This window comes from Micromonospora sp. BL4 (assembly GCF_003667505.1).
Lineage (GTDB): Bacteria > Actinomycetota > Actinomycetes > Mycobacteriales > Micromonosporaceae > Micromonospora.
In genome coordinates, this window is the sequence record NZ_RCVJ01000078.1 from 68,850 (window position 1) to 93,574 (window position 24,725).

23 protein-coding genes and 1 pseudogene are annotated in these 24,725 nt (G+C 73.4%); 18 read left to right on the forward strand and 6 right to left on the reverse strand.

Annotation, left to right across the window (positions count from 1 at the left end):
* Positions 1–8: 8 nt before the first annotated feature.
* The gene (locus EAD89_RS06750) at positions 9–1,109 is read left to right on the forward strand and encodes a DUF4037 domain-containing protein (protein WP_121675119.1); all 1,101 of its coding nucleotides are present in this window, start codon (positions 9–11) and stop codon (positions 1,107–1,109) included.
* Here the strand turns inward: EAD89_RS06750 and EAD89_RS06755 are convergent.
* Entirely contained in the window at positions 1,090–2,367 is a 1,278-nt protein-coding gene (locus tag EAD89_RS06755) for an MFS transporter (protein WP_121675120.1), read from the reverse strand. The two genes, EAD89_RS06750 and EAD89_RS06755, sit on opposite strands and share 20 nt — an antisense overlap.
* An 84-nt stretch (positions 2,368–2,451) precedes the next feature.
* Between EAD89_RS06755 and EAD89_RS06760 the strand changes: the two genes are divergently transcribed.
* Entirely contained in the window at positions 2,452–3,333 is an 882-nt protein-coding gene (locus EAD89_RS06760) for a winged helix-turn-helix transcriptional regulator (RefSeq protein ID WP_121675121.1), read from the forward strand.
* A gap of 66 nt (positions 3,334–3,399) precedes the next feature.
* Here the strand turns inward: EAD89_RS06760 and EAD89_RS06765 are convergent, their stop codons facing one another.
* Complete coding sequence (locus EAD89_RS06765; protein WP_121675122.1) at positions 3,400–4,770, reverse strand: glycosyl hydrolase family 18 protein; 1,371 nt, start codon at positions 4,768–4,770, stop codon at positions 3,400–3,402.
* A 252-nt stretch (positions 4,771–5,022) separates the two neighbouring features.
* Between EAD89_RS06765 and EAD89_RS06770 the strand changes: the two genes are divergently transcribed.
* The 3 genes from EAD89_RS06770 to EAD89_RS06780 all read left to right on the forward strand — a co-directional run bounded on the left by EAD89_RS06770 (position 5,023) and on the right by EAD89_RS06780 (position 7,901).
* The gene (locus EAD89_RS06770) at positions 5,023–6,138 is read left to right on the forward strand and encodes a Xaa-Pro peptidase family protein (RefSeq protein WP_121675123.1); all 1,116 of its coding nucleotides are present in this window, start codon (positions 5,023–5,025) and stop codon (positions 6,136–6,138) included.
* Positions 6,135–7,277 (forward strand): acyl-CoA dehydrogenase family protein, encoded by a 1,143-nt coding sequence (locus tag EAD89_RS06775; protein WP_121675124.1) that lies wholly within the window; start codon positions 6,135–6,137, stop codon positions 7,275–7,277. The genes EAD89_RS06770 and EAD89_RS06775 overlap by 4 nt, the downstream gene beginning before the upstream one ends.
* A 117-nt stretch (positions 7,278–7,394) precedes the next feature.
* Positions 7,395–7,901, forward strand: coding sequence for an Lrp/AsnC family transcriptional regulator (locus EAD89_RS06780; RefSeq protein WP_121657330.1), 507 nt, complete (start codon positions 7,395–7,397; stop codon positions 7,899–7,901).
* On the opposite strand, the gene EAD89_RS06785 is transcribed toward EAD89_RS06780, so the two are convergent.
* The gene (locus EAD89_RS06785; protein ID WP_121657331.1) at positions 7,831–8,442 is read right to left on the reverse strand and encodes a histidine phosphatase family protein; all 612 of its coding nucleotides are present in this window, start codon (positions 8,440–8,442) and stop codon (positions 7,831–7,833) included. The two genes, EAD89_RS06780 and EAD89_RS06785, sit on opposite strands and share 71 nt — an antisense overlap.
* Before the next feature lie 176 nt (positions 8,443–8,618).
* Between EAD89_RS06785 and EAD89_RS06790 the strand changes: the two genes are divergently transcribed.
* The 3 genes from EAD89_RS06790 (at position 8,619) to EAD89_RS06800 (ending at position 10,218) form a co-directional block, all read left to right on the forward strand.
* Positions 8,619–8,813 (forward strand): CsbD family protein, encoded by a 195-nt coding sequence (locus EAD89_RS06790; protein ID WP_121657332.1) that lies wholly within the window; start codon positions 8,619–8,621, stop codon positions 8,811–8,813.
* Between the two features lie 73 nt (positions 8,814–8,886).
* Entirely contained in the window at positions 8,887–9,228 is a 342-nt protein-coding gene (locus EAD89_RS06795) for a YnfA family protein (protein WP_121675125.1), read from the forward strand.
* Between the two features lie 330 nt (positions 9,229–9,558).
* Positions 9,559–10,218, forward strand: a complete 660-nt coding sequence (locus EAD89_RS06800) for a polysaccharide deacetylase family protein (protein ID WP_233578249.1) — start codon at positions 9,559–9,561, stop codon at positions 10,216–10,218.
* A 127-nt stretch (positions 10,219–10,345) separates the two neighbouring features.
* Here EAD89_RS06800 and EAD89_RS06805 read toward each other — a convergent pair whose 3' ends face one another.
* Positions 10,346–11,752, reverse strand: coding sequence for a KamA family radical SAM protein (locus tag EAD89_RS06805; protein WP_121657334.1), 1,407 nt, complete (start codon positions 11,750–11,752; stop codon positions 10,346–10,348).
* Between the two features lie 155 nt (positions 11,753–11,907).
* Between EAD89_RS06805 and EAD89_RS06810 the strand changes: the two genes are divergently transcribed.
* The 9 genes from EAD89_RS06810 to EAD89_RS06850 all read left to right on the forward strand — a co-directional run bounded on the left by EAD89_RS06810 (position 11,908) and on the right by EAD89_RS06850 (position 22,225).
* Positions 11,908–12,957 carry a zinc-binding alcohol dehydrogenase gene (locus EAD89_RS06810; RefSeq protein ID WP_199733425.1) on the forward strand — a complete coding sequence of 350 codons (1,050 nt, stop codon included), beginning with the start codon at positions 11,908–11,910 and terminating at the stop codon, positions 12,955–12,957.
* A 4-nt stretch (positions 12,958–12,961) separates the two neighbouring features.
* Positions 12,962–14,527: an amidohydrolase gene (locus EAD89_RS06815; RefSeq protein WP_121675127.1), complete on the forward strand. Its 1,566-nt coding sequence runs from the start codon at positions 12,962–12,964 to the stop codon at positions 14,525–14,527.
* Complete coding sequence (locus tag EAD89_RS06820; protein WP_121675128.1) at positions 14,524–16,083, forward strand: lysine 5,6-aminomutase subunit alpha; 1,560 nt, start codon at positions 14,524–14,526, stop codon at positions 16,081–16,083. The genes EAD89_RS06815 and EAD89_RS06820 overlap by 4 nt, the downstream gene beginning before the upstream one ends.
* A 65-nt stretch (positions 16,084–16,148) precedes the next feature.
* Positions 16,149–16,898, forward strand: coding sequence for an OAM dimerization domain-containing protein (locus tag EAD89_RS06825; RefSeq protein ID WP_121657342.1), 750 nt, complete (start codon positions 16,149–16,151; stop codon positions 16,896–16,898).
* Positions 16,895–17,287 carry a hotdog domain-containing protein gene (locus EAD89_RS06830; RefSeq protein ID WP_121675129.1) on the forward strand — a complete coding sequence of 131 codons (393 nt, stop codon included), beginning with the start codon at positions 16,895–16,897 and terminating at the stop codon, positions 17,285–17,287. The genes EAD89_RS06825 and EAD89_RS06830 overlap by 4 nt, the downstream gene beginning before the upstream one ends.
* A complete protein-coding gene (locus EAD89_RS06835) occupies positions 17,284–18,621 on the forward strand; it encodes a glutamate mutase L (protein WP_121675130.1) in 1,338 nt (445 codons plus the stop codon). The genes EAD89_RS06830 and EAD89_RS06835 overlap by 4 nt, the downstream gene beginning before the upstream one ends.
* Before the next feature lie 574 nt (positions 18,622–19,195).
* Complete coding sequence (lnt, locus tag EAD89_RS06840; RefSeq protein WP_233578259.1) at positions 19,196–20,734, forward strand: apolipoprotein N-acyltransferase; 1,539 nt, start codon at positions 19,196–19,198, stop codon at positions 20,732–20,734.
* 34 nt (positions 20,735–20,768) lie between these two features.
* Entirely contained in the window at positions 20,769–21,578 is an 810-nt protein-coding gene (locus EAD89_RS06845) for a polyprenol monophosphomannose synthase (protein ID WP_121675132.1), read from the forward strand.
* 122 nt (positions 21,579–21,700) lie between these two features.
* Complete coding sequence (locus EAD89_RS06850) at positions 21,701–22,225, forward strand: FxsA family protein (RefSeq protein WP_121675133.1); 525 nt, start codon at positions 21,701–21,703, stop codon at positions 22,223–22,225.
* Between the two features lie 66 nt (positions 22,226–22,291).
* Here EAD89_RS06850 and EAD89_RS06855 read toward each other — a convergent pair whose 3' ends face one another.
* Positions 22,292–22,633, reverse strand: coding sequence for an RNA polymerase-binding protein RbpA (locus EAD89_RS06855; protein ID WP_046564157.1), 342 nt, complete (start codon positions 22,631–22,633; stop codon positions 22,292–22,294).
* A gap of 222 nt (positions 22,634–22,855) precedes the next feature.
* On the opposite strand from EAD89_RS06855, the gene EAD89_RS06860 reads away from it, so the two are divergent.
* Positions 22,856–24,337 (forward strand): peptide MFS transporter, encoded by a 1,482-nt coding sequence (locus EAD89_RS06860; protein WP_121652667.1) that lies wholly within the window; start codon positions 22,856–22,858, stop codon positions 24,335–24,337.
* Between the two features lie 9 nt (positions 24,338–24,346).
* Here the strand turns inward: EAD89_RS06860 and EAD89_RS30425 are convergent.
* Positions 24,347–24,725 (reverse strand): annotated as a pseudogene (locus EAD89_RS30425) (hypothetical protein); the annotation flags it as partial.

Genomic DNA, 24,725 nt, shown 5'->3' on the forward strand with positions numbered 1-24,725 from the left:
CTGCCGGTGTGGCGTTCCTTCCCGGGCTGACGCTCGCCCGCCGCTACCACGACGAGGTGGTCGCACCGGTCCTGCGCCGCCGCTTCCCGGGTCTGCGGTACGCGGCCGGTCTGCTCGACGGCGGCTCGGAGTTGCTGGGCCTGGACACCGAGCGGTCCACCGACCACGACTGGGGGCCGCGCGTGCAGGTCTTCGTCGGGACCACGGACGCCACCCGGATCCCCGGGGTACGTGCCGCGCTGGACGCCGACCTGCCAACCGAGTTCCTCGGTTGGCCGACCCGCTTCGCCGGCGACGACGGGCGCCTCGGCGTCGCCGACCCGGTGGGCAGGCGGCACGGCGTCAGCGTCGACGAGTTGGCTGGTTGGTGGCGCCACCGGCTCGGCTTCGACCCCGCGGCCGGTGTCACCGTGGCGGACTGGCTGGCCACCCCCACGCAGCGGCTGGCCGAGGTGACCGGCGGCGCGATCTTCCACGACGGCCTCGACGGCGCGCTGACGGCTCGCCGGGTGGCGCTGGCCTGGTATCCGCCGGACGTGTGGCGGCACGTGCTCGCCGCGGCGTGGACCCGGATCGCGCAGGCCGAGCATCTGCCCGGCCGGTGCGCCGAGGTCGGCGACGAGTTGGGCAGCCGGGTCGTCGCCGCCGGCCTGGCCCGAGACCTGATGCGACTCGGTCTGCTGCTGCGCCGGCGCTGGCCCCCGTACGACAAGTGGCTCGGCACGGTCTTCGGCGGGCTGCCCGACGCGGCGCCGGTGGTCGCGGCACTGACCGACGCGCTCGGCCCGGGCGACTGGACCCGGCGCCAGGCCGGGCTGGTCGGGGCGCTGGAGGCGGTGGCCCGGTGGACCGACGAGACCGGGCTCGCGGCACCGGTGCGCGCCCGCGCCCGGCAGTTTCACCGTCGTCCGTTTCTGGTGCTGCACGCCGAGCGGATCGCCGTCGCGCTGCGCGGCGGCGTGCGCGACCCGCTGCTGCGCGACCGGCCGCCGCTGGGCGCGGTCGACCAGTACGTGCACAGCGTCGACGTGCTCACCCACGCAGGCCGGATCCGTCCGCTGGCGGACAGCCTCTGGTCGGGCAGCGGGCTCACCGACCCCCGACGGTGACCGCCGTCGCGGCGGGACGCGGCGGGTCGTCGTCCCGGTCGTGGTCGGTGAGGTCACGCAGGTGGCGGACGGGGGAGAACAGCAGCGCCAGCGGCGCGCACACCGCCACCGCCGCGACGATGAACAGGGTGGTGCGCGCGCCGAGGGGGCCGGCCAGGGCGCCGGCGACCAGCCCGCCGACCGGGATCGCGCCCCACGAGACGAACCGGACGGTCGCCATCACGCGCGAGAGCAGGTCGGGTGGGCTGGCGATCTGCCGGTAGGTCCGGGTGGTCACGCTGAGCACCACCGTCCCGAGGGAGAAGACGACGTTGCCGGCGGCGAAGGCGGCGTACGCCGGCCAGCCGGTGCCCCAGGGGATCAGGAAGGCCCCGGCGACGGTGGTGAATCCGGCGGCGATCAGCGCGCGGGCGGTGCCGATCCGTGCGGTGATCCGTGCGGTGAGCGCCGCCCCGACCAGGGCGCCGACCCCCTCGACGGCGAGCAGCACCCCGACCAGGCCGATCGGGGCGTGCAGCTCGCGGACCAGGTAGAGGGGGTGGAGCGCGTACTGCGCGCCGCAGACGAAGTTCATGGCCGTGGCGGCCCACATGCCGGGCCCCATCACGGGGTGGTGCGCGACGAAGCGCCACCCCTCCCGGATCAGCTCGCCGACCGGTGGCCACCGGTCCGGAGCGTCCTCGCGGCGGGCGGGCAGGGTACGCAGCAGCGCCGCCGAGACGAGGTAGCTGACCGAGTCGACGAGCAGGGTGGGCACCGCGCCCAGCGCGTGCACGGCGAGCCCGCCGAGCGAGGGGCCGCTGAGCTGGGTGGCGGCGTGGGTTGCCGAGGTGAGGCTGTTGCGGGACTGCAACTCCTCGCGGTCGACGATGCTGGGCAGGAAGGTCGAGTTCGCCACGTCGAAAAGCACGTTGGCGAAGCTGACCACGAGCGCGACGAGGACCAGGTGGAAGACGGTGAGGTGGCCCCACCACCAGGCCAGCGGGATCGACGCGACGGCGGTCGCGCGGGCCAGGTCGGCGCCCACCTGGGCGCCGCGCAGCGGCAGGCGCTGCACGATGACGCCGGCGGGCAGGCCGATCACGATCCAGGCGACGTAGCTGGCGGCGGCGATCAGGCCCATCTCGAACGCGGTGGCGTCGAGCACGGTGAGTGCGGTCAGCGGTAGGGCCACCGCGCCGACCGCCGACCCGACCATGCTGGTCGTGCCGGCGGTCCACCATCGCCAGAACACCCCGGCCCGATCGTCGACGTGCATGTCGTCCGCCCCCGTTCGACCGTGCCAGTCAGTTCCGATCTGGAACGGACTATAGTCGAGGGCGGAGCGGACGGAGGTGACGGGGTGCGGCGGGAGGATCTTGCCGACGCCGACTGCGGCATCGCGCAGGCGCTCGGCGTCCTGGGGGACTGGTGGACCTTCCTCATCGTGCGCGACGTCGCCGGCGGAACGACCCGCTTCGACGCCCTCCAACGCGAGCTCGGCGTCAGTCGGCGGGCGCTGACCGACCGTCTCGCGGCGCTGGCCGAGCACGGCGTGCTGGAGCGCCGGCCCTACTCCCAGCACCCCCCGCGCTTCGACTATCTGCTGACCGCCAAGGGCGCGGGGCTGCTCCCGGTGCTGATCGCATTGCAGGACTGGGGGACGAGACATCTGATGGGTGACGGTGAGCTGACCGCGACCGCGGACCCCGACTCGGCCGAGGCGCGCCGGGTGCACGACCTGATCGGGCGGCGGCTGCCCGAGGTCGAGCTGGCGGGGCCGGACGGCCAGCCGGTCGCCCTGACGGGCGGCGACGCGTGGAGCGTCCTCTACTTCTTCCCGGGGGCGTACGCGCCGGGGACGCAGGGCTACCCGCCGGGCTGGGCCGAGATCCCCGGCGCCCGTGGCTGCACCCTGGAGTCGACCACCTACGCCGACCGCTACGCGGACTTCCAGGCGTCCGGGGCGCGGGTGTGGGGGGTCAGCACGCAGCGGCCGGATCAGCTCGCCGACTTCGCCGCGTACGCCCGGCTGCCGTTTCCACTCCTGTCCGACCAGGACAACCGGCTCGCCGCCGGGCTGCTGCTGCCCACCTTCCGGGCCGGCGGGATCCCCCGGTTCAAGCGGCTGACGCTGCTGGTCGACCCGGCCGCGGTGGTCCGCGCGGTGCAGTTCCCGGTCACCGATCCGGCCGGCTCGGTCGACGAGATGCTCGACGTGGTCCGCGAGCACCGCGCCGCCTGATCCGGGTGTGCCGAAGGGCCCCCGGTCGAACGCTCGGCGTCGACCGGGAGCCCTGCGCACCGCGGGTCAGGCCGGGAGGGTCCAGCGCTGGTTGGCGCCGGCGAAGCAGTCCCAGATCTGCAGCCGGGTGCCGTCGGCGGAGCTGTTGCCGGTGGCGTCCAGGCACTTGTTCGACTGCGGGTTGCGCAGCGTGCCGTTGGACTGGGCCTGCCACACCTGGGCGCCGCTGCCGTTGCATTCCCAGAGCTGCACCTGGGCGCCGTTGGCGGTGGAGCCGCTGGCGACGTCGGCGCACTTGCCGAGGGCGCGCAGCGTGCCGTTGCTGGCCACGGTCCAGCTCTGCGCGGTGGTGCCGTTGCAGCCCCACAGCTGCACCGCCGTGCCGTTGGCGCTGCTCGCCGAGGCCACATCGACGCACTTGCCGCCGATCCCGGTGATCGGGCCGGTACGGCCGGTCGGCGGTGGGGTCGTGCCGCCCATGATGGTGTCGTACATCGCGCTGACCAGCGAGGTCGAGCCGGTGGTGTCCTGGGACAGCTCCCAGTTCATCACCCCGCCGGCGTTGGCCAGGGCCCACTGCGTCTTGCGCTTGACCGTCGGGATGCCGTTGTAGCACTGCTGCGCGCCGCCGACGGTGGTGCAGTCCCGGTTGGCGTTCGCCGGGTCCATTCCGACCAGCGCCGAGTACGTGTAGTAGCCGGGGCGGCTGTAGAAGGGGATCCCGAGGACGGCCTTGCTGGCCGGCAGCCCGCGGGACTTCCACAGGTTGATGCTGGCGATCGACCAGTCGTAGTTGGCGTGCGGGCTGCCGCCGTCGTACGCCATGATGTTGAGCCAGTCGACCTGGCCGAACACGGCCGTCTGTACGCCCTGGACGCTGCCGCCCTCGGAGACCACGGCGGCGGTGAGCAGCTTGCCGCGGCTGTGCATCGCGCTGCTCAGCTGCGTCATGAGTTGGGTGTAGTTGTTGGCCGAGGCGCCCGGGTCCGGGTACTCCCAGTCCATGTCGACGCCGTCGAGGTTGTACTGGTTGACGAAGTTGACCAGGTTGTTGACGAAGGTGGTCCGGCTGCCGGCGTTGGCGGCGAGGGCCTCGAAGGCCGAGTCGTTGCCGTCGTTCCAGCCGCCGACCGCGATCGACACCTTGACGTTGTTGGCGTGCCCGAGCGAGACCAGCGAGGAGAGTTTGCTGGGGTTCTCCACCGGGCGCAGGCTGCCGTCGTTGTTGGGCAGCACGAAGGCGTAGTTGATGTGGGTGAGCTTGTTGTACTGGACGGTGTTGACGTTGCCGGCCCAGGAGGGCATGTAGCCGACGCTCTTGAAGTTGTTCGGCAGCACCACTGCCTGCGCGGCGGTGGGGACGAGGGTGAGGGTGGCGCCGGCCGTGGCCAGCGCGAGCAGACCGGCGGCGAGGGCGCGGCGAAGTGGTGAGGACATCGGGGGCCTTCCCGTGGGCGGGGGACGACAGCCGCCCACGCAGGGTGGTCGCGGGCGGTCGGTGCGGGACGCAGGGACGGGGGGGCCTCGAGGCAGCCAAATCTTAAAGAGTGTTAACTGTCCGAGTCAATCAACGTCGGTGGATTTCCGGACATGCGTGCCGTCGCGAAGGATCCGGCGCCCCGCAACGCCGCCCCTCCGTCGGCTGTGCGCCGGCTGCCGGGGATCCCAAACGACCGTTAAGCTGACCGGGTGGGAATCGACGAGCTGTACCCGTCCGACCGGCTGAGCGCCGCGCAGCGCGCCACCGCTGCCGCAGGCCTGGACGCCCTGCTGCTCACGCCCGGCTCCGACCTGCGCTACCTCACCGGGTACGACGCCCACGCGGGCGAGCGGCTGACCTGTCTGGTGCTGCCCGCCGAGGGCACGCCGACGCTGATCGTGCCCACGCTGGAGCGACCGGCCGCCGAGGCCTCCCCGGCACCGGCCACCGGAGTGCGCATCGTCGATCACGCCGACGGCGCCGACCCGTACCCCCTGGTCGTCGCCGCCCTCGACGCCCCGCCCGCGGCGGTCGGCCTGGCCGACCGGATGTGGGCCGAGCAGGTCCTCGCGCTGCGGGCCGCGCTGCCCGGCGCGGCGCAGCGGCTCGCCGGCGAGGTGCTGCGCGAGCTGCGGATCCGCAAGTCCCCGGCGGAGGTCGCGGCCCTCGCCGAGGCCGGCGCGGCAATCGACGAGGTGCACCTGCGGATGGGGGAGTGGCTGCGCCCGGGGCGCACCGAGGCCGAGGTGGCGGCCGACATCGCGGCGGCGATCCGCGCCGCCGGGCACGTCAGCGTGGACTTCGTGATCGTGGCCGCCGGGCCGAACGGGGCCAGCCCGCACCACGGCACCTCGGACCGGCCGATCGGCGCCGGTGAGCCGGTGGTGGTGGACATCGGCGGCACCATGGCATCGGGGTACCGCTCGGACTGCACCCGCACGTACGTCGCGGGCGGGCCGGCTCCGGCCGAGTTCCTGGACTACTACGCGGTGCTGCGCGACGCCCAGCGCGCCGCGGTGGCGGCGGTACGGCCCGGAATCAGCGGCGCCGCGGCCGACGCCGCCGCCCGGGAGCCGATCGCCGCCGCCGGCTACGGCCCAGCGTTCCTGCACCGCACCGGCCACGGCATCGGCCTGGACGGTCACGAGGAGCCCTACCTGGTGGCCGGCAACGACCGGCCGCTGGAGCCCGGAATGGCGTTCTCCATCGAACCGGGCATCTACCTGGCGGGCCGGCACGGCGCCCGCATCGAGGACATCGTCGTCTGCACCACGGACGGCGTGCAGCGGCTCAACACCACCCCCACGGAGCTCATCGCGCTATGACTGTCGACCGGATCCTCCCCACCGACGAGGCCCACGACCTGCTGGACCTCGCCACCGAACTCGCCGATCGCGAGCTCGCGCCGAAGGCCGTCGGCTTCGAGGAGCGCGCCGAGTTCCCCCGCGAGGTGCTGCGAACCCTCGGCCGGGCCGGCCTGCTCGGCCTGCCGTACCCGGAGGAGCACGGCGGCGCCGCACAGCCGTACGAGGTGTACCTCCAGGTGCTGGAGATCCTGGCCAGCCGCTGGCTCGCGGTCGCCGAGGCGGTCAGCGTGCACACCCTGTCCTGCTATCCGGTGGCCGCGTTCGGCAGCGACGAGCAGCGCAAGCTGCTGCCCGACATGCTCGGGGGCGAACTGCTCGGGGCGTACTGCCTCTCCGAGCCGCAGGGCGGCTCCGACGCGGCGGCGCTGAGCACCCGGGCGGTCCGCGACGGCGACGCGTACGTCGTCTCCGGCACCAAGGCGTGGATCACCCATGCCCGGACCGCCGACTTCTACAACGTCTTCTGCCGCACCGGGGGGCCCGGCCCGAAGGGCATCTCCTGCCTGCTCGCCGACGCGGGCACCGCCGGCATCACCCCCCAGGCGGCCGAGCGGACCATGGGTCTGCGCTCCTCGCCGGTGGCGCAGATCGCCTTCGACGAGGCGCGGGTGCCGGGCGAGCGGCTGATCGGCGGCGAGGGGGCGGGTTTCACCATCGCCATGTCCGCACTGGACTCGGGCCGGCTGGGCATCGCGGCCTGCGCGGTCGGGCTGGCCCAGGCCGCACTGGACTACGCGGTGGGGTACGCGCGCGAGCGGCAGCAGTTCGGTCGGGCGATCGTCGACTTCCAGGGGCTGGGCTTCCTTCTCGCCGACGCGGCGACCCAGATCTCCGCCGCCCGCGCGCTGACCCTCGCGGCGGCCCGGCTGCGCGACGCCGGGCGTCCGTACTCGATCGAGGCGGCCAAGGCGAAGCTGTTCGCCACCGACATGGCGATGCGGGTGACGACCGACGCGGTGCAGGTGCTCGGTGGCGCCGGCTACGTGGCCGACCACCCGGTGGAGCGGTACATGCGCGAGGCCAAGGTGTTGCAGATCGTGGAGGGCACCAACCAGATCCAGCGGCTGGTCATCTCCCGGGCTCTGGCCAGGGGCTGAGCGCGGGTCGACGATGCGTGGCGGCGCGGCTGCGGTGGGTCCACCGCGGCCCGCCGCCGGCACGGCCCGGTGGGCGCCTCGTCGCCGTCGGGCGTTTTTCCCGGTAGGTTGCTCGCCGTGGAGGAGATCGACCGCGCCATCGTCGCAGCGTTGACCGCTGACGGCCGTCTGTCGTACACCGACCTGGCCGACAAGGTGGGGCTGTCGGTGTCCGCCGTGCACCAGCGGGTGCGCCGGCTTGAGCAGCGCGGGGTGGTCAAGGGGTACGCCGCGCGGGTCTCCTTCGAGGCGCTGGACCTGCCGTTGACCGCGTTCGTGGCGATCCGCCCGTTCGACCCGTCGCAGCCCGATGACGCCCCGGAGCGGCTGGCCCACCTGCCCGAGATCGACTCCTGCTACTCGGTGGCGGGGGAGGACTTCTACATGCTGCTGGTGCGGGTTGCCAGCCCGGCCGACCTGGAGCGGGTGCTCCAGGAGATCCGTACGTCGGCGAACGTGACCACCCGGACCACGGTGGTGCTGTCCACCCCGTACGAGAACCGGCCGCCGAAGATCAGTGCCGGGCCACCGAGTCGGTCGCGGTCCCGGGCGCCGGAGGAGCCGGCTGGTTCCACCGCAGGATGACCTGCCGGCCGTGCTCGTGACCGAGCACGCTGACCGTGGCGGTGTCCAACCGCAGCAGGCCGCCGGCGGACGGCGGCAGGCCGATCCAGCGGGCGCCGAGCACCCGCAGGCTGTGCGCGTGGCCCACCAGCGCCACGGTGCCCCGGTCGAGCAGCGGGGCGACCCGGGTCAGCACCCGGTCGAGGCGGGTGCCCACCTGCGCGGGCGACTCTCCGCCGGGGCAGCCGTCGGTCCAGATGTTCCAGTGCGGTTGGTCCTCGTGGATGTCGACGGTGGTGCGTCCCTCGTACTCGCCGTAGTTCCACTCGCTGAGGTCCTCGTCGACGCCGTCGACGGTGAGCCCGGCCAGCTGCGCGGTGCGCAGCGCCCGGGAGCGGGGGCTGGCCAGCACCGTGACGAATCGCCGCCCGGCCAGGAACGCGGCGAGGGTGCGGGCCTGCCGCTCGCCGTCGGGGGTCAGCTCCAGATCGGTGTACGAGGTGTGCCGCCGCGTGGCGCTCCAGGTGGTCTCGCCGTGCCGGATCAGCAGGAGCTCTCCCATGCGGCCAGTTAACCATCGCGGACATCGCGGCACCCGGCGGCCTCCGATGCCACCGTCCCGGATACTCAACCTATCTTCCTAGGATGCCTTACAGGGTGTGCCGACCGGCACCACCGGTTTCGGCACCGGGAGAGCGGGCAAGCGAGCCGGGAGAGACGCCAGACGGAGGAGGCGCGATGAGCTTCACCGAGAAGGCCCGAAACAAGGTCGAGCAGATGGCCGGTGCCGCGAAGGAGCGGATCGGCGACAAGACCGACAACGAGCAGATGCGTGGCGAGGGCGCCAGCCAGCAGAGCGACGCGCGCGCCAAGCAGGCCGGTCAGAACGTCAAGGAAGCCGGCCGCAACGTGAAGGACGCCTTCACGAAGTGACCTGAGCGGTCCACCGGGTCCCTGGGCGGTCGCCGCCCGGGGACCCGGCGTGTGCTCCGGTTAGGGTCGCGGGGTGACCGTGCTCCGCTCCCTGGTGTTGTTCGCGCTGGCCGCGCTGGCGGAGATCGGCGGCGCGTGGCTGGTCTGGCAGGGCTGGCGGGAGCAGCGCGGCCTGTGGTGGATCGCCGCCGGCGTGGTGGCGCTGGGCTGCTACGGCTTCGTGGCCACGTTCCAGCCGGACCCGAACTTTGGCCGGATCCTGGCCGCGTACGGCGGGGTGTTCGTGGCGGGCTCGCTGGGCTGGGCGATGGTGGTGGACGGCTTCCGGCCGGACCGGTGGGACCTGGCCGGCGCGGCGCTGTGCCTGCTCGGCGTCGCTGTCATCATGTATGCGCCGCGCAGCGGCTCGGCTTGATTCCGCAGGACGCGCTCCACGCCTCCCGGACGGGGGCGGCGCGAGCGGGGGCACCGAACTCCATTCACGTCTGCCATGATCCACGTTGTGATCCGGCCTCGACTCCGTCCGCTGCTCGCTGCGCTGGCGACGGGGACCGTCCTCTCTGGCGCCGCGTGCGCGGTCCCGCCCTCCCGGGCCGCACCGCCGATCTTCGTCGGTCCGTCGGTCACCACGGCCGCGCCGTCACCCACCGCCACGGCCGGACCGTTACCCGCCGCCACGGGGCTGGAGAGTCCGCCGGCGGCTGGCGTTCCGGGTGCGACGCCGGTGGGGGCCCGGCCACCGGTGGTGGATCACGGACCGCGTACCGGCAATCGGGTCGCGCTGACCTTCGACGCGGACATGACCGACGGGATGCTGCAGAACCTGCGCACCGGTCGGGTGAAGTCGTACGCCAACCTGCGCATCGTCGACCTGCTGGAACGGGAGCAGATCCCGGCGACCTTCTTCCTGACCGGCAAGTGGGTGCAGCGGTATCCGGAGGTGACCCGTCGGCTCGCCGGTAACCCGCGCTTCGAGTTGGCCAACCACACGTACGGGCATGAGGCGTTCACCGGCGACTGTTACGACCTGCCCCGGGTGCGGGCGACCGGGATGACCGACAACGTGGCGAGGACGTTTCGGGCGATCGAGCCGTACGGCGGCCGGCAGACCCGGTACTTTCGCTTTCCGGGGCTCTGCCACGACGCGGCGGCGCTGGACGCGCTGGCACCGCTCGGGCTGACGGTGGTGGACGGGGACGTGGTCAGCGGTGATCCGTTCGCCACCGCCTGGGAGCCGCTCGTGCGGGCGGTGCTGGACAACGTGCGCCCCGGGTCGGTCGTGATCATGCACGTGACCGAGGCGAATGCCCGGATGACGGACGAGGCGCTGCCGCACATCCTGGCGGGGCTCCGCGAGCGGGGCCTGGTCCCGGCGACGCTGTCCGAGGTGCTGGCGGGCGCCTGAGTGGCGCCGGCAGGACGCCGGTGAGCGCGATACCTCAGGGTCATTTTCATACCTGAGAGTCATCGCGCTCATGCGGCACCGACCGACCCCCGGGGGAAGGATCCCCGGGGGTGTCGTGGGTGGTGGGTCAGTCGTCGCGGTGGTCGGCCCACCACTGCTGGCCGCTGTCGGGCAGGGTGTCGATCGGGTCGTAGTAGGCGTAGCGCTTGTTGAGCGCCTCCAGGTCGGCGGACTCGATGGAGGTGCGGTAGTTCTTGGTCCAGTAGGAGATGCCGCGGTCGCGGTCGTAGTCGGTGAGCATGTGCACCCAGCGCTTGCCGACGAAGGGGACGTCGCAGACGATCCGCGGGGTGGCGTAGCCGGGCAGGTAGCCCATGATGTCGTGCTGGAGCTGCTGGGCGTGCCAGACCGGGACCCGCCAGTGTTCGGCGTTGGGGATCATGTCGCACATGTAGAAGTAGTACGGCAGGATGCCGGCCTCGCCCTGGAGCGCGAAGCAGAGGTCGAGCAGCTCGGGGGTGGTGGCGTTGACGCCGCGCATGAGCACGCCCTGGTTGCGGACGTCGCGGACGCCGACGTCGAGGGCGGTCTGGGCGGCCTTGGCAACCAGTGGGGTGAGCGACTGGGCGTGGTTGACGTGGGTGTGGATGGCGAGGTTGACGCCGCGGCGGGCGGCGGTGCGGGCGACGCGTTCCAGGCCTTCGACGACGTCGGGCTGCAGCCAGTGTTGGGGCAGGCCCATGAGGGCCTTGGTGGCGAGCCGGATGTCGCGGACCGTCTCCAGTTCCAGCAGGCGCATGAGGTACGACTCGAGGTTGCGCCAGGGCACGTTGGCCACGTCGCCACCGCTGACGACGACGTCGCGGACGCCGGGGTGGGCCTTGAGGTAGCTGATGTGGGCGTCGTAGCGCTCGACGGGCTTGAGGGTGAGTTTGAGCTTGTCGACGGCGGGGGTGGAGTTGCCGACGAGGTCCATCCGGGTGCAGTGCCCGCAGTACTGGGGGCAGGTGGAGAGCAGTTCGGCGAGGACCTTGGTGGGGTAGCGGTGGGTGAGCCCCTCGGCGACCCACATGTCGTGTTCGTGCAGTGAGTCGCGGCTGGCGTACGGGTGCGACGGCCAGTCGGTGCGCCGGTCGGAGGCGACGGGGATCATGTAGCGGCGGATGGGGTCGGCGAGCAGCGCCTCGGTGGTGAGGGGCGCGAACGGCACCATCGTGTTGATCATTTGGGGTGGCACCAGCATCGACATGGTGGCCAGGGCCTTCTGGTCGGCCTCGAGGTCGGTGTAGAAGCTCTCGTCGATGAGGTCGCCGAGGACGGTGCGCAGCTGCTTGATGTTCTTGACGCAGTTGACGCGCTGCCACTGGGCGGATTCCCACTGGTCGCGGGTGACGTGGCGCCAGCCGGGGAAGCGGGTCCAGTCGGGTTCGACCAGGGGGTGGCGGCGGTATTCGTACGGCTGCCCGGCGGTCGGTACGGCGACCGGGGCGTGACGGGGTTGAGGGATGGTCTCAACCGGTTGGGTCTGGGTCACGGCCCCTCCTCGGTGCTGCGGCTGATCAACGAAACCCGAAGGCTACTGGAAAATATCCGGTGAAGAAATTAGTCTGCCGTAAGTTTTCCCGTTACGCGATCCCCCGACCGGGGCTTCGGGCGGCTGGAGAGGGGGAGGTCGGCGTGACGTCACCGGTGGGACTGCACCGCGTCGTGGAACCGGCGGGGGTGCTGCCGCAGGCGGCCTGGCGGTTGGACGCGTCCGCCGCGATCGCGCCGAACGAGGTGCGGATCCGGGTGGAACGGCTGAACCTGGACGCGGCGAGCTTCCGGCAGCTGTCGGAGAAGCACGGTGGGGACGGCGACGCGGTCCGCGCCGAGGTGCTGGAGATCATCTCCACCCGGGGGAAGATGCAGAACCCGGTGACCGGGTCCGGTGGGATGCTGATCGGCACGGTCGAGGAGGCCGGTCGGCGTTCCCCGCTGGGCCTCAAGCCGGGCGAGCGGGTCGCCACCCTGGTGTCGCTGACCCTGACGCCGCTGGTGGTGACCGACGGGTTGGCCCGTTGGGACGGGCGCAGCGAGCAGGTGCCCTGCGACGGGTGGGCGATCCTGTTCGCCCGCTCCATCGCCGCGGTGCTCCCGGACGACGAGGACCCGCAGCTGTCCCTGGCCGTGCTGGACGTGTGCGGGGCGCCCGCGCTGACCGCGCGGGTGGTGTCGCGCTACGTCGAGGAGCGGCACCGTGCGGGTGATCCGACGCCGGTGCGCGTCGCGGTGATCGGCGGCGCGGGCAAGAGCGGGTCGCTGTCGCTGGCCGCGGCGCGGCGGGCGGGCGCCGCGCGTACGGTCGGGGTGGTGCCGGTGGCGGCGGAGCGCGACGCGCTGACGGCCGCCGGCCTGGCCTCGGTGGTGGCGATGGCCGACGCCCGCGACCCGGTGGGGCTGTCCACGGCGGTGACCACCGCGCTGGGCGCCCCGGCGGACGTCACCGTGGTGTGCGTGGACGTGCCGGGCTGCGAGCACGGGGCGGTGCTGGCCACCGCCGACGGCGGCACGGTGATCTTCTTCTCGATGGCGACGAGCTTCTCCGCCGCGGCGTTGGGCGCCGAGGGGTTGGCCGCGGACGTGACGATGCTGGTGGGCAACGGGTACGTGCCGGGGCACGCGGAGCTGGCGTTGGGGCTGCTGCGCGCCGAGGCGGGGGTCCGTCGGCTGTTCGCGGCGCGGATCGCGGCAGACTGAGGTCATGACGAACCCCTCGACCTTGTACCGCGGCGGCGTGCTGCACTGTCCCGCCGACCCGAGCGCTACCGCGCTGCTGGTTTCCGGTGGGCGGATCGCCTGGCTGGGCACCGACGGTGACGCGCCGCCCGCCGACCGGGTGGTGGACCTCGGCGGGGCGCTGGTGACGCCGGCGTTCGTGGACGCGCACGTGCACGCCACCGACACCGGGTTGACGCTGTCCGGGCTGGAGTTGTCCGGGGTGCGCTCGGCGGCGGAGTTGCTGGACGCGGTGGCCGCGTTCGCGGCCGGCCAGCCGGCGGACGCGGTGGTGCTGGGGCACGGCTGGGACGAGTCGGGCTGGCCGGACCCGGCGCTGCCGGACGCGGCGGCGCTGGACCGGGCGGCGGGCGGCCGGCCGGTGTACCTGTCGCAGGCCTCCATCCACTCGGCGCTGGTGTCGACGACGATGCTGGCGGCGTGTCCGCAGGCGGCGGCCGCGCCCGGGTACGACGCGTCGGGGTGGCTGCGTCGTGACGCGCATCATGTGGTGCGGGCGGCGGCGCAGGGATCGGTGAGCCGGGCGCAGCGGGTCGCCGCGCAGCGGGTGGCCCTGGCGCACGCGGCGTCGCTGGGTATCGCCGCGGTGCACGAGTGCGGTGGCCCGGACATCTCCGACGAGGAGGACTTCACCGGCCTGCTGGGCATCTCCGGCGCCGGGCTGCCGGAGGTGTACGGGTACTGGGGTGAGCTGGGTGGCGCGGCGCGGGCCCGGGAGTTGGGCGCGGTGGGCGCCGGCGGTGACCTGTTCGCGGACGGGGCGTTGGGTTCGCGGACGGCGCACGTGTCGCAGCCGTACGGCGACGGTGACGGTTGCGGGCACGGGTACCTGTCGGTCGAGCAGGTGCGCGATCACCTGCTGGACTGTGCGGCGCACGGTATGCAGGGCGGGTTCCACGCGATCGGTGACGCGGCGATCGGCACGGTGCTGGAGGGCTTCGCGGCGGCGGCGCGGACGGTGGGCGTGGAGCGGTTGCGCGCGGCCCGGCACCGCATCGAGCACGCGGAAATCATGAGTAAGCGGCTGATCGCCGGGTTCGTGGAGTACGGGGTCGTGGCGAGCATGCAGCCGGCGTTCGACCGGCTGTGGGGTGGCGCGGGCCGGATGTACGAGTCGCGGCTGGGTCTGGACCGGTCGTTGGAGTCGAACCCGATGGGCGCGATGCACGGGGTGGGGGTGGCGCTGGCGTTCGGGTCGGATTCGCCGGTGACGCCGCTGGACCCGTGGGGGTCGGTGCGGGCGGCGGCGGCGCACCACAACCCGGCGCAGCGGATGAGCGTGCGGGCGGCGTTCGCCGCGCACACGCGCGGCGGGTGGCGGGCGGTGCACCTGGACGTCGAGGGGGTCCTCGCCCTGGGCGCGCCGGCGACGTTCGCGGTGTGGTCGACGCCGGCCGGTGTGCAGCAGGGCCTGCCGGTGCTGCTGGCCGAGGATCCGGAGCTGCGGGGTCCGGACGACCCGACGCCGCTGCCGGTGTGCCGGAGCCTGGTGCTGCGCGGTGAGGTCATCTATGAGGAAGGTTCGTCGTGACCGGAAAGCTTGATCTTGACCCTGCGCTGGTGGCGCGGGCGCGGGAGTTGGCGCGTCGGGCCGGGCAGCCGGTGGTGGACCTGGCGCGCAGCCACACCACGGTGTCGGTGGAGCGGGCGGTGCTGCGGCTGGCCGGGGTGACCGGCGCCGACCCGGACGGCATTCCGTGGGTGAACCGGCTTGTCGACGCCGTCGTCGCGGACGTGGGGCTGGGTCACGGGGTGGCCGTGCCGGTGTTCGACGCGCTGGCCCGCGAGGGCGTCACGGATGTGACGCTGTTGGCGCAGAAGGCCGCCGCCGGTTCGGTGCGGTTCACCCAGCCCACCGGGCGGGCCGCCACGGCCGCCCGGTCGGCGGCGCGCCGGGCGGTCGGCGCGGGCATCCGGCGTATCGACCGGCGGCGCGCCGAGCGTGATCGCCTCGTCAAGCGGCACGGGGATCCGGCGCAGCGGCCGTGGATCTACCTGATCGTGGCGACCGGGGACATCTACGAGGACATTCCGCAGGCGCAGGCCGCGGCCCGGGCCGGCGCGGATGTCATCGCGGTGATCCGCTCCACGGGGCAGTCGCTGCTGGACTACGTGCCCGAGGGCGCGACCCGGGAGGGGTTCGCCGGCACGTACGCCACGCAGGAGAACTTCCGGCTGATGCGGGCGGCGCTGGACGAGTCGTCGAAGGAGTTGGGCCGCTACGTGCGGTTGACCAACTACGCGTCCGGGCTGTGCATGCCGGAGATGGCGACCCTCGCGGGGTTGGAACGCCTCGACATGATGTTGAACGACTCGATGTACGGGATCCTGTTCCGCGACATCAACCCGATCCGCACCTTCGTCGACCAGCGGTTCTCCCGACAGGTCCACGCCCGCGCCGGCATCATCATCAACACCGGTGAGGACAACTACCTGACCACCGCCGACGCCGTCGACGAGGCGCACACGGTGACCGTGTCGCAGCTGCTCAACGAGTTCTTCGCGCACGAGGCGGGCCTGGCGGACTGGCAGTTGGGGCTGGGGCACGCGTTCGAGATCAACCCGGAGGTGCCGGAGTCGTTCCGGTTGGAGTTGGCGCACGCGCTGCTGGCCCGGGAGTTGTTCCCGGACGCGCCGCTGAAGTGGATGCCGCCGACCAAGCACATGACCGGTGACGTGTTCCGGGGCAACCTGCTCGACGGGTTCTTCAACCTGGCGGGAGCGCTGACCGGTCAGGGCATCCTGCTGGTGGGGATGATGACCGAGGCGGTGGTGACGCCGTGGCTGTCCGACCGGGACATCGCCCTGCAGAACGTACGGTACGTGCTGGGCGCCGCCGGTGGGCTGCACGAGGACTTCGTGCCCGCGCCGGGCGGGTTCATCCGGCGGCGCGCCAACCAGGTCCTCGGCGAGGCGTTGGACCTGCTGGAGCGCATCGGGGAACAGACGCTGCTCACGGCGATCGCCGAGGGCACCTTCGGGATCATGAAGCGGCCGGCGGACCGCGGTAAGGGCCTCGCCGGGGTCGCCGCGCACGAGGCCGACTACTGCAACCCGGCCACCGAGATCCTGGAGGCGGCGGCGTGAGCGAGCGCAGCGAGCGAACCGGCCAGCACAGCAGCCACGCGCTCACGACGCCGCGAAGCGGTGGCGTGAGCAAGCAGATCGTGCGGCCGTACGGGGACACCACGGGCGACGGGATGGTGCAGGTGTCGTTCACCCTGCCGGTGTCGCACGACAAGCGGGCCGAGGGCGCGGCGGTGCAGCTGGCCAACAAGATGGGCATCGACCCGGCGATGGTGGTGCACGCCAAGCCGATGGGCGACGGGTTCACCTTCTTCGTCGTCTACGGGCGGGTGAACCACCTGGTCGACTTGGGCGCCGTGCAGGTGGTGGAGCGGGACTTCGCGCTGCTGTCGGCCAAGGAGGTCAACACGGTGGTCAAGCAGCGGCTGCGGCGCAAGCTGTCCGTGGTCGGGGCGTGCATCGGCACCGACGCCCACACCGTGGGCATCGACGCGATCCTCAACGTCAAGGGCATCGCGGGGGAGAAGGGCCTGGAGTACTACCGGGAGTTGAAGGTCACCAACCTGGGCGCGCAGGTCAGCGTGCCGGAGCTGGTGGAGGCCGCCCGGGCCGAGAAGGCCGACGCGGTGCTCGTGTCGCAGGTCGTCACCCAACGCGACGCGCACCTGCACAACACCCGGGAGATGTCCGCGGCGTTCCGCGAGGCGATGCCCGCCGGGCGGCGACCGTTGCTCATCGTCGGCGGCCCCCGGTTCGACGAGACGATGACCGACGAGTTGGGCGTGGACCGGATCTTCGGCCGGGGCACCACGCCCGGCGAGGTGGCCAGCTACCTCGTGCACGCCCTGATCACGCAGCGAAAGGCGATGGCATGACCGACTCCAGGCTCGGGTTGACGGTGACGCACCGGCGGTACGTGCCGTACTCGCACGCCCACTACGCCGGCAACCTCGTCGACGGGGCGTACGCCCTCGGACTGTTCGGCGACGTCGCCACCGAGGTGTGCATCCGCACCGACGGCGACGAGGGTCTGTTCGCGGGCTACTCCGACGTGCGGTTCAGCGCGCCGATCCGCGCCGGTGACGTCATCGAGGTGACCGCGCAGGTGTCGCGCGTGGGCGCCCGCAGCCGCACGCTGGAGTTGAGCTGCGCGGTGGTGTGCCGGGGCCGGCCGGACCGTTCCGAGTCCGCCGCCGAGGTCCTGGACCCGCCGATCGTGGCGGTCACCGCGACCGGCACCGTGGTCGTTCCCGCCGCGTCGTGACCCTGGCGGTCTGCGCGGACGTCGGCTCGACGTACACCAAGGCGGCCGTGGTGGACCTGGCCGCCGGGCTGCTGGTGGGCGCGGCGGCCGCGCCCACCACGGTGGGCAGCGACGTGCTGCACGGCCTGGACGCCGCGGTCGCGGCGGCCACCGCCGGGCTCGGCGTGCGCGAGATGCCGTGGTACGTCTGCTCGTCGGCCGGCGGTGGGCTGCGGCTGGCCGTGATCGGCTACGAGCCGCTGGTCACCGCGCAGGCGGGCCGGCGCGTCGGGCTGTCCGCCGGCGCGCACGTGGTGCACGTGGCGGCCGGGCGGCTCGGCGCGGCGGACCTGGCGGCCCTGCGGGCTGTGCGACCGGACGTGGTGCTGCTCGTCGGCGGCACCGACGGCGGTGACGCCGACACGATCACCCACAACGCGACCCGGCTGGCCCGGGCCCGCTGGCGGGTGCCGGTGGTGCTCGCCGGCAACGGCGACGTCCGCGCGGAGCTGACCGGGCTGCTGGAGTCCGCCGGGGTGCCCGTGACGGCGGCCCAGAACGTGCTGCCCCGCATCGGGGTGCTCGCCCCCGCGTCGGCGCGGGCGGCGATCCGCGCGGTGTTCCTGCGCCACGTCATCGGCGGCAAACGGCTGTCGCGGGGCACCCGGTTCGCCCGGCTGGTCCGCGCGGCGACCCCCGACGCGGTCCTCACCGGCGTGGAGGTCCTCGCCGACACCATCGGCGGGGACCTCGCCGTGGTCGACGTGGGTGGGGCCACCACCGACGTGTACTCGGTGCTCACCCCCGACGAGCGGGCCACCGGGCCGGGCCGGGAGGTCGCCGGCAGCCTGTGGCGGGCCCGCACCGTGGAGGGGGACCTGGGCATGCGGTGGAGCGCCCCCGGGGTCGTGCGCGCCGCCGAGGACGAGCGGCTACTCGCCCCCGGTGAGCGGGACGACCTGGCGGCGGCCGCGCAACGCCGCGCCGCCGACCCGGCGTTCCTGGCCGCCGACGACGCCGAGCGGGCCGTGGACGCCCGGATCGCCACCCTCGCGGCCACGGTGGCGCTGCGCCGGCACGCCCGGGGCGCCGCGACCGGCGAACGCGCCGGCCGGGACCTGCGCGACGTGCGGCTCATGGTGGGCTCCGGCGGGGTGCTGCGGCACGCGCCGGCGCACACGGCGGGGCAGGTTCTGGGGGCGGTGCTGGGTGACCACGCCGGGGGATGGGCGCTGCCGCGCGACGCCCGGCCGGTCGTGGACACCGACTACGTGCTGGCCGCCGGTGGGCTGCTCGCCGAGGAGCACCGGGCCGCCGCGGGGGCGCTGCTGCGCCACCACCTGACCACGCATTGAGACACGCCGACCCGACACGCCGTGGTGCAACACACGACAGGCCGGGGGTGGGTTGACAGAGGGCGGGGTGCAACACGTACCGTCTTTGAGTCCTACCACGGGAAGCGGCTGTTGTTCGCTTCGTCCCTTCGTCCGCTGGCCGAGCGACAGTTTTCAGCGTCATCGTCGCGGCGGCCAGGTCCAGCGGGCGGGGGTCGGCGGGGCGGCGCGAACCGGTCGCGGTTACCGGTGTACGGGCAGGGTGAGGTGCACGGCCAGTAGACAACGGCCCGGCGGGGGCAGCCAGTCCGCGTCCGGTCGGTCCGAAGGTCGGCGTGCCTCGTCCCCGCCGCACCGGCCGGGGAGGGCCTGGGAGCATCGGGGCGCGGCGCGAGCCGCGCCCCGATTTCATTCCCGCCGGGTGGTCCGTCCCCGGTGCCCGATGCGGCCGACACGCCCCCCGGCCAGGTAGCCTTCGCCCCGTGATCGAGGAACTGCGGTGACGACCCTGGACCGGGACGAGACGCGCGCCCCGGCGGTGCCGCACCGGCCGGTCGTCGCCGGCCGACCGCTACCGCTCAGGGTCGCCGCGCCGATGGCCGTGGCCGCCGGGCTGGCCCTGCTGGTGGCGTTCCCGCCGTACGGGGTGTGGCCGCTCGCGCCCGTCGGGGTGGCGTTGCTGGCCGCCGCGGCGCACCGGCGGCGGCTGCGCGCCGGCGCCGGCCTGGGCTTCCTCACCGGGGTGGCCCTGTTCGCGCCGCTGCTGGCCTGGACGAACCTGCACACCGGCTACCTGCCGTGGGTGCTGCTGTCGCTGTTGCAGGCCGGCTACCTGGCGCTGCTCGGTGCCGCCACCGCCTGGGTATCGCCGCTGGCCGACCGGAGCCGCTGGGCGTGGCCGGCGCTGACCGGGCTGCTCTGGGTGGGGCAGGAGGCGCTGCGCGACCGCACCCCGTTCGGCGGGTTCCCGTGGGGGCGCCTCGCGTTCAGTCAGGACTCCTCGCCGCTGCTGCGCCTGGCCGCGCTGGGCGGCGCCCCGCTGGTCACCTTCGCGGTGGCCCTCATCGGTGGGCTGCTGGTCACCGCCGCCTGGCGGGGCTGGGCCGCCGCCCGGACGGCACCCTCGGGCGAGCCGCCCGCGCGTCGGTGGCTGCCGGTGGCCGTACCGGCCGCCGTCGCGGTGGCGCTGGGCGCGGCGGGTCTGCTGGTGCCGGTCGCGTCCGCCGGGTCCGGCGCACCGGTGACCGTCGCCATCGTGCAGGGCAACGTGCCGCGCCTCGGGCTGGACTTCAACGCCCAGCGGCAGGCGGTGCTCAACAACCACGTCGACGCCACCCTGGAGCTGGCCGCGCGGGTCGCCGCCGGCGCGCAGCGCCAACCCGACCTGGTGGTGTGGCCGGAGAACTCCAGCGACATCGACCCGCTGCGCAACCCCACCGCGGGGGCCCGCATCGCCCAGGCCGCCGACACGGTCCGCGCGCCGATCCTGGTCGGCGCGGTGCTGCTCGGCCCCGGCCCCGGCGAGGTCCGCAACGCGGGCATCCTGTGGCGCCCCGGCACCGGCGCGGACCTGAGCCAGCTGTACACCAAGCGCCACCCCGTGCCGTTCGCCGAGTACGTGCCGCTGCGCGACATCGCCCGCATGGTCAGCAAGCAGGTCGACCTGATCCGCAACGACTTCGTGCCCGGCAGCACCCCGGGCGTGGTACGCGCCGGCCCGGCGGTCCTCGGCGACGTGATCTGCTTCGAGGTCGCGTACGACGAGGTGGTCCGCGACACCGTCACCGGCGGCGCGCAACTGCTGGTGGTGCAGACCAACAACGCCACCTTCGACGTGGCCGAGGCCCGCCAGCAGCTCGCCATGGTGCGCCTGCGGGCCGTCGAGCACGGCCGTCCGGCGTTGATGGCCTCCACGGTCGGGGTGTCCGGGTTCGTCGCCCCCGACGGGCGGGTAAGCGACGCCACCGGGTTCAACACCCGGGAGGTCGTGGTGCGGGAGATGCGGCTCGACGACGGGCGCACTCTCGCCACCCGGCTCGGCTGGTGGCCGGAGCTGGCGCTCGCCGGGCTGGCCACGGCCGCCCTGGTCGGCGCGGCGGTGCTGCGTCGACGGCAGCGGATCCTGCCCGGATAGCAGCAGCCGGTACGCCGGCGGGAGCGGAGGAACCGTGATCCAGGCGACCGACACCATCCGACGTCCCGACGAGGTGCCCGGCGTGGGCCGGGTGCTGGTGGTGATCCCCACCTACAACGAGGCCGACAACATCGCCGCGATCGTGGGCCGGGTCCGCCGGGCCGCCCCGGCGGTGCAGATCCTGATCGCCGACGACAACAGCCCCGACGGCACCGGCGCCATCGCCGACGCCCTCGCCGACGGCGACGCGCACGTGCAGGTGCTGCACCGCGAGGGCAAACAGGGCCTCGGGGCGGCGTACCTGGCCGGCTTCGACTGGGCGGGCGAGCGCGGCTACCAGGCCGTGGTGGAGATGGACGCCGACGGCTCGCACGCCCCGGAGGACCTGCCGGCGCTGCTGCGGGCCGCCGCCGACGCGGACGTGGTGATCGGATCGCGGTGGACCAGCGGCGCGCGGGTGGTGAACTGGCCGCTGCGGCGGCTGCTGCTGTCCCGCATGGGCAACCTGTACGCGCGCCTCGCGCTGGGCATGCCGGTCTCCGACGCCACCGGCGGCTACCGGGTGTACCGGCTCAGCGCGCTGGACGCCATCGACCTGGCGTCGGTGTGCTCGCAGGGCTACTCGTTCCAGGTGGAGTTGTCCCGGCTCGCGCACCAGGCCGGGGTGCGGATCGTGGAGGTGCCGATCACGTTCGCCGAACGCGAGCGCGGGGACAGCAAGATGAGCCCGCGGATCGTGGCCGAGGCGCTGTGGCGGATCACGACCTGGGGGGTGCAGGACCGCCGGCAGGCGGTGCGCCGGGGCCTGCACGGCACCGCCACCGGTCAGGTGCGGTGGCCGTGAGCGCGGCCGTGTCATGCTGGATGGGCGGGACACGTTCCTGTGTGGCCGACGTTCATTCGGTCCGGAGTGCCGCTCTGCGGCCCGGAGGCCGAATTATCGTCGCGGGATGGCGATGAGGTGAGATGCGCCGAGGACTGAGGTTCGTACCGTTGGCCCTGCTGCTGGCGGTGGTGCTGGAGATTGCGGTGTTCGTCCTGGTGGGGCGGGCGCTGGGGTTCGGTGCGGCGGTGCTGCTGGTGTTCGCGGCCTCGCTGCTCGGGCTGGTGCTGCTGCGCCGGGAGGGGATGCGCGCCTGGCGTGGTTTCCGCTCCGCCACCACAGCGCGGCAGCCACCGGGACGGCAGGTGACCGACGGGCTCGTCGGGTTGGGCGGCGCGCTGTTGCTGGCGGTGCCCGGTCTGGTCAGCGGGCTGGTGGGGTTGCTGCTGCTCGTGCCGCCGGTGCGGCGTCTGGCCCGCTCCGGGGTGCAACGCACCACCGAGCGGCGGGTGTCGTCGATGGTCGCCGGTGACCTGTTCGGGCCGCGTACGGTGCGGGTCCGCCAGGGTGCGCCGCAACCGACAGCGCCGGCGCAAACGGAGCAGCCGGTGGTGGTCGACGGCGGCCGGGCCATCGAGGGCGAGATCATCGAGCCTGGCCGCAACTGACGTCGGACACGACGGCGCCCCCGGGGGAAAGATCCCCGGGGGCGCCGTCGTCGTGCGGGTTGCGGCTCAGGCGCGGCCGCGGCGGGTACGAACCTCCTGGAGCCTCTCGGCGAGGATGTCCTCAAGCTCGGCGATCGAGCGCCGCTCCAGCAGCATGTCCCAGTGGGTACGCGGCGGCTTGGCCTTCTTCTGCTCCGGCTCGCTGCCGTCGACGAGTCGAGCGACGCTGCCGTCGAACTTGCACTCCCAGGTCGTCGGGACCTCGGCGTCGACGGCGAACGGCACCTCGAACTGGTGGCCCTTGGCGCAGAGGTACTCGCGGGTCTGGCGCGGCGCGAGCTCCGTGTTGCGGTCGGATTCATAGCTGACCGCGCCCAGGCGGCTTCCGCGCAGCATACGCTCGCCCATGATCGACTTCCCCTCGTTCGTGGTGCTGGTCTTCTGGGTGTAACGGTGCGTTCCCGTCGAGCCATTCCCGCCCGAGGGCGTGAGGCGTCCACGGGTGGGCCGGGACCAAGGGTAGCCGGCCTGGACGGTCACCCGGCCAGGTGATCCCCGGCCGGGTCGGAACGGTGGAGTGTTTCGGCCGCCACCGGGGATGTTAACCGCCCGAGTGCAGCGGAGGTTGCGATGGCCCATGACGTCCCGGTCGAGCGTCCCGCTGCCAACGGGCGGACGTTCTTCGGTCATCCCCGGGCACTGGCCACCCTCTTCCTCACTGAGATGTGGGAGCGGTTCAGCTTCTACGGCATGCGGGCGATCCTCGTGCTGTACCTGACGGCCGAGGCCGCCGACGACGGGCTGGGCCTGAGCGAGTCCAGCGCCAACGCCGTCTACGGCACGTACAACGCGATGGTGTACCTGATGGCGCTGCCCGGCGGCTGGGTCGCCGACCGGCTGATCGGGGCCCGGCGCAGCGTGCTGTGGGGCGGGGTGGTGATCGCCGCCGGGCACTACGTGATGGCGGTGCCGACGCGGTGGAGCGTCTTCGCCGGGATGACCCTGATCGTCGTGGGCACCGGCCTGCTCAAACCCAACATCTCCACCATGGTCGGCGCCCTGTACGACCGGGACTCGCCGCGCCGCGACGCCGGCTTCTCGATCTTCTACATGGGCATCAACCTGGGCGCGTTCATCGCCCCGCTGATCACCGGCTTCCTCGGGGAGAAGATCAACTGGCATCTGGGGTTCGCCGTCGCCGCGGTCGGGATGACCTTCGGCGTGATCCAGTACGTCCTGGGCCGGCGCAACCTGGGCGACGCCGGGGCCCGCCCGGCCGACCCGCTGCTCGGCGCCGACCGCCGACGGGCGCTCACCCGCGCGGGCGTGGCGGTCGCGGTGCTCGTCGTGCTCGTGGCCGCCCTCGCGTTGACCGGGCTTTTCACCGTCAACACGGTGGTGAACACGCTCACCGCGGTCACCGTGCTGGTCACCGTCGGCTACTTCGCCCGGATCATGACCGACCGGGAACTCAGCGCGACCGAACGCAGCCGGATGAAGGCGTACCTGTGGCTGTTCGTGTTCGCCGCCGCGTTCTGGCTCATCTACGACCAGGCCGGGTCGGTGCTGAACATCTTCGCCGCCGAGCGCACCGACCGGGACGTGGCCGGCTTCACCTTCCCGGCGTCCTGGCTCCAGTCGGTCAACCCCATCCTGGTCATCATCGGCGCGCCGCTGTTCGCGCTGCTCTGGCTGCGCGTGGGCAACCGCGTGTCGACGCCGGTGAAGTTCGCCGTCGGCCTGGTCCTCAACGGCCTGTCGTTCGTGCTGATGGCCGCCGCCGCGCAGGCCGCCGTCGGCGGTGACCTGGTGTCCCCGTGGTGGCTGGTGGCGGTCTTCGCCATCCAGGTCGCCGGCGAGCTGTCGCTGAGCCCGGTCGGCCTGTCCGCCACCACCAAGCTGGCGCCGGTGAAGTACGCCAGCCAGATGCTGGGCCTGTGGTTCCTCGCCACCGCCGTCGGCGACGCGATCGGCGGGCAGGTGGCGCGGCTCGCCGACACCTGGTCCGAGTCGACCTACTTCCTCACCTTCGGCCTCGCGTCGGTGGCGTTCGGGCTGGGCGCGGTGATGTTCGCCCGGCACATCCGCGCGCTGATGGCCGGCATCCACTGACCGCCCACGTCACCGGGTGGCGTCGTCGGGCGTGGCGGCGCCGAGCCGGGCCAGCGCCACGGCCAGGTCGCTGACCTGGTCGCCGAGCTGCGCCACCCGCCGCTGAGCCAGGTCACGGTCGGTCTCGGCGGCCTCCAGCCGTACCGTCAAAGCGGTGAGCCGGCCCTCGGCGGTGGCCGCGGCCTGCCGGGCGGCCGTCAGCTCGGCGGCGAGGGTGTCGCGTTGCGCGGCGGTCGCCGTCAGCTCCGCGCGCAGCCGCGCGGCCAGCTCGGCGGCCTCCTGCCGGGCGTTGTCGGCCTCCCGCGCGGCGGCCTGCGCGCGGTCGCGGGCCCGGTCGGCCTGCTCCCGGGCCCGGGCCGCGCCACCCAGCTCACCCCAGTACCCGTAC

What these genes read in the sequence shown, in the direction of transcription:
- EAD89_RS06755 (WP_121675120.1), bottom strand. Translation starts at nt 2,367, where the DNA reads ATGCACGTCGACGATCGGGCCGGGGTGTTCTGGCGATGGTGGACCGCC.
- EAD89_RS06765 (WP_121675122.1), bottom strand. Translation starts at nt 4,770, where the DNA reads ATGTCCTCACCACTTCGCCGCGCCCTCGCCGCCGGTCTGCTCGCGCTG.
- EAD89_RS06775 (WP_121675124.1), top strand. Translation starts at nt 6,135, where the DNA reads ATGACTGTCGACCGGATCCTCCCCACCGACGAGGCCCACGACCTGCTG.
- EAD89_RS06785 (WP_121657331.1), bottom strand. Translation starts at nt 8,442, where the DNA reads ATGGGAGAGCTCCTGCTGATCCGGCACGGCGAGACCACCTGGAGCGCC.
- EAD89_RS06790 (WP_121657332.1), top strand. Translation starts at nt 8,619, where the DNA reads ATGAGCTTCACCGAGAAGGCCCGAAACAAGGTCGAGCAGATGGCCGGT.
- EAD89_RS06815 (WP_121675127.1), top strand. Translation starts at nt 12,962, where the DNA reads ATGACGAACCCCTCGACCTTGTACCGCGGCGGCGTGCTGCACTGTCCC.
- EAD89_RS06830 (WP_121675129.1), top strand. Translation starts at nt 16,895, where the DNA reads ATGACCGACTCCAGGCTCGGGTTGACGGTGACGCACCGGCGGTACGTG.
- lnt (WP_233578259.1), top strand. Translation starts at nt 19,196, where the DNA reads ATGGCCGTGGCCGCCGGGCTGGCCCTGCTGGTGGCGTTCCCGCCGTAC.
- EAD89_RS06850 (WP_121675133.1), top strand. Translation starts at nt 21,701, where the DNA reads ATGCGCCGAGGACTGAGGTTCGTACCGTTGGCCCTGCTGCTGGCGGTG.
- EAD89_RS06855 (WP_046564157.1), bottom strand. Translation starts at nt 22,633, where the DNA reads ATGGGCGAGCGTATGCTGCGCGGAAGCCGCCTGGGCGCGGTCAGCTAT.
- EAD89_RS06860 (WP_121652667.1), top strand. Translation starts at nt 22,856, where the DNA reads ATGGCCCATGACGTCCCGGTCGAGCGTCCCGCTGCCAACGGGCGGACG.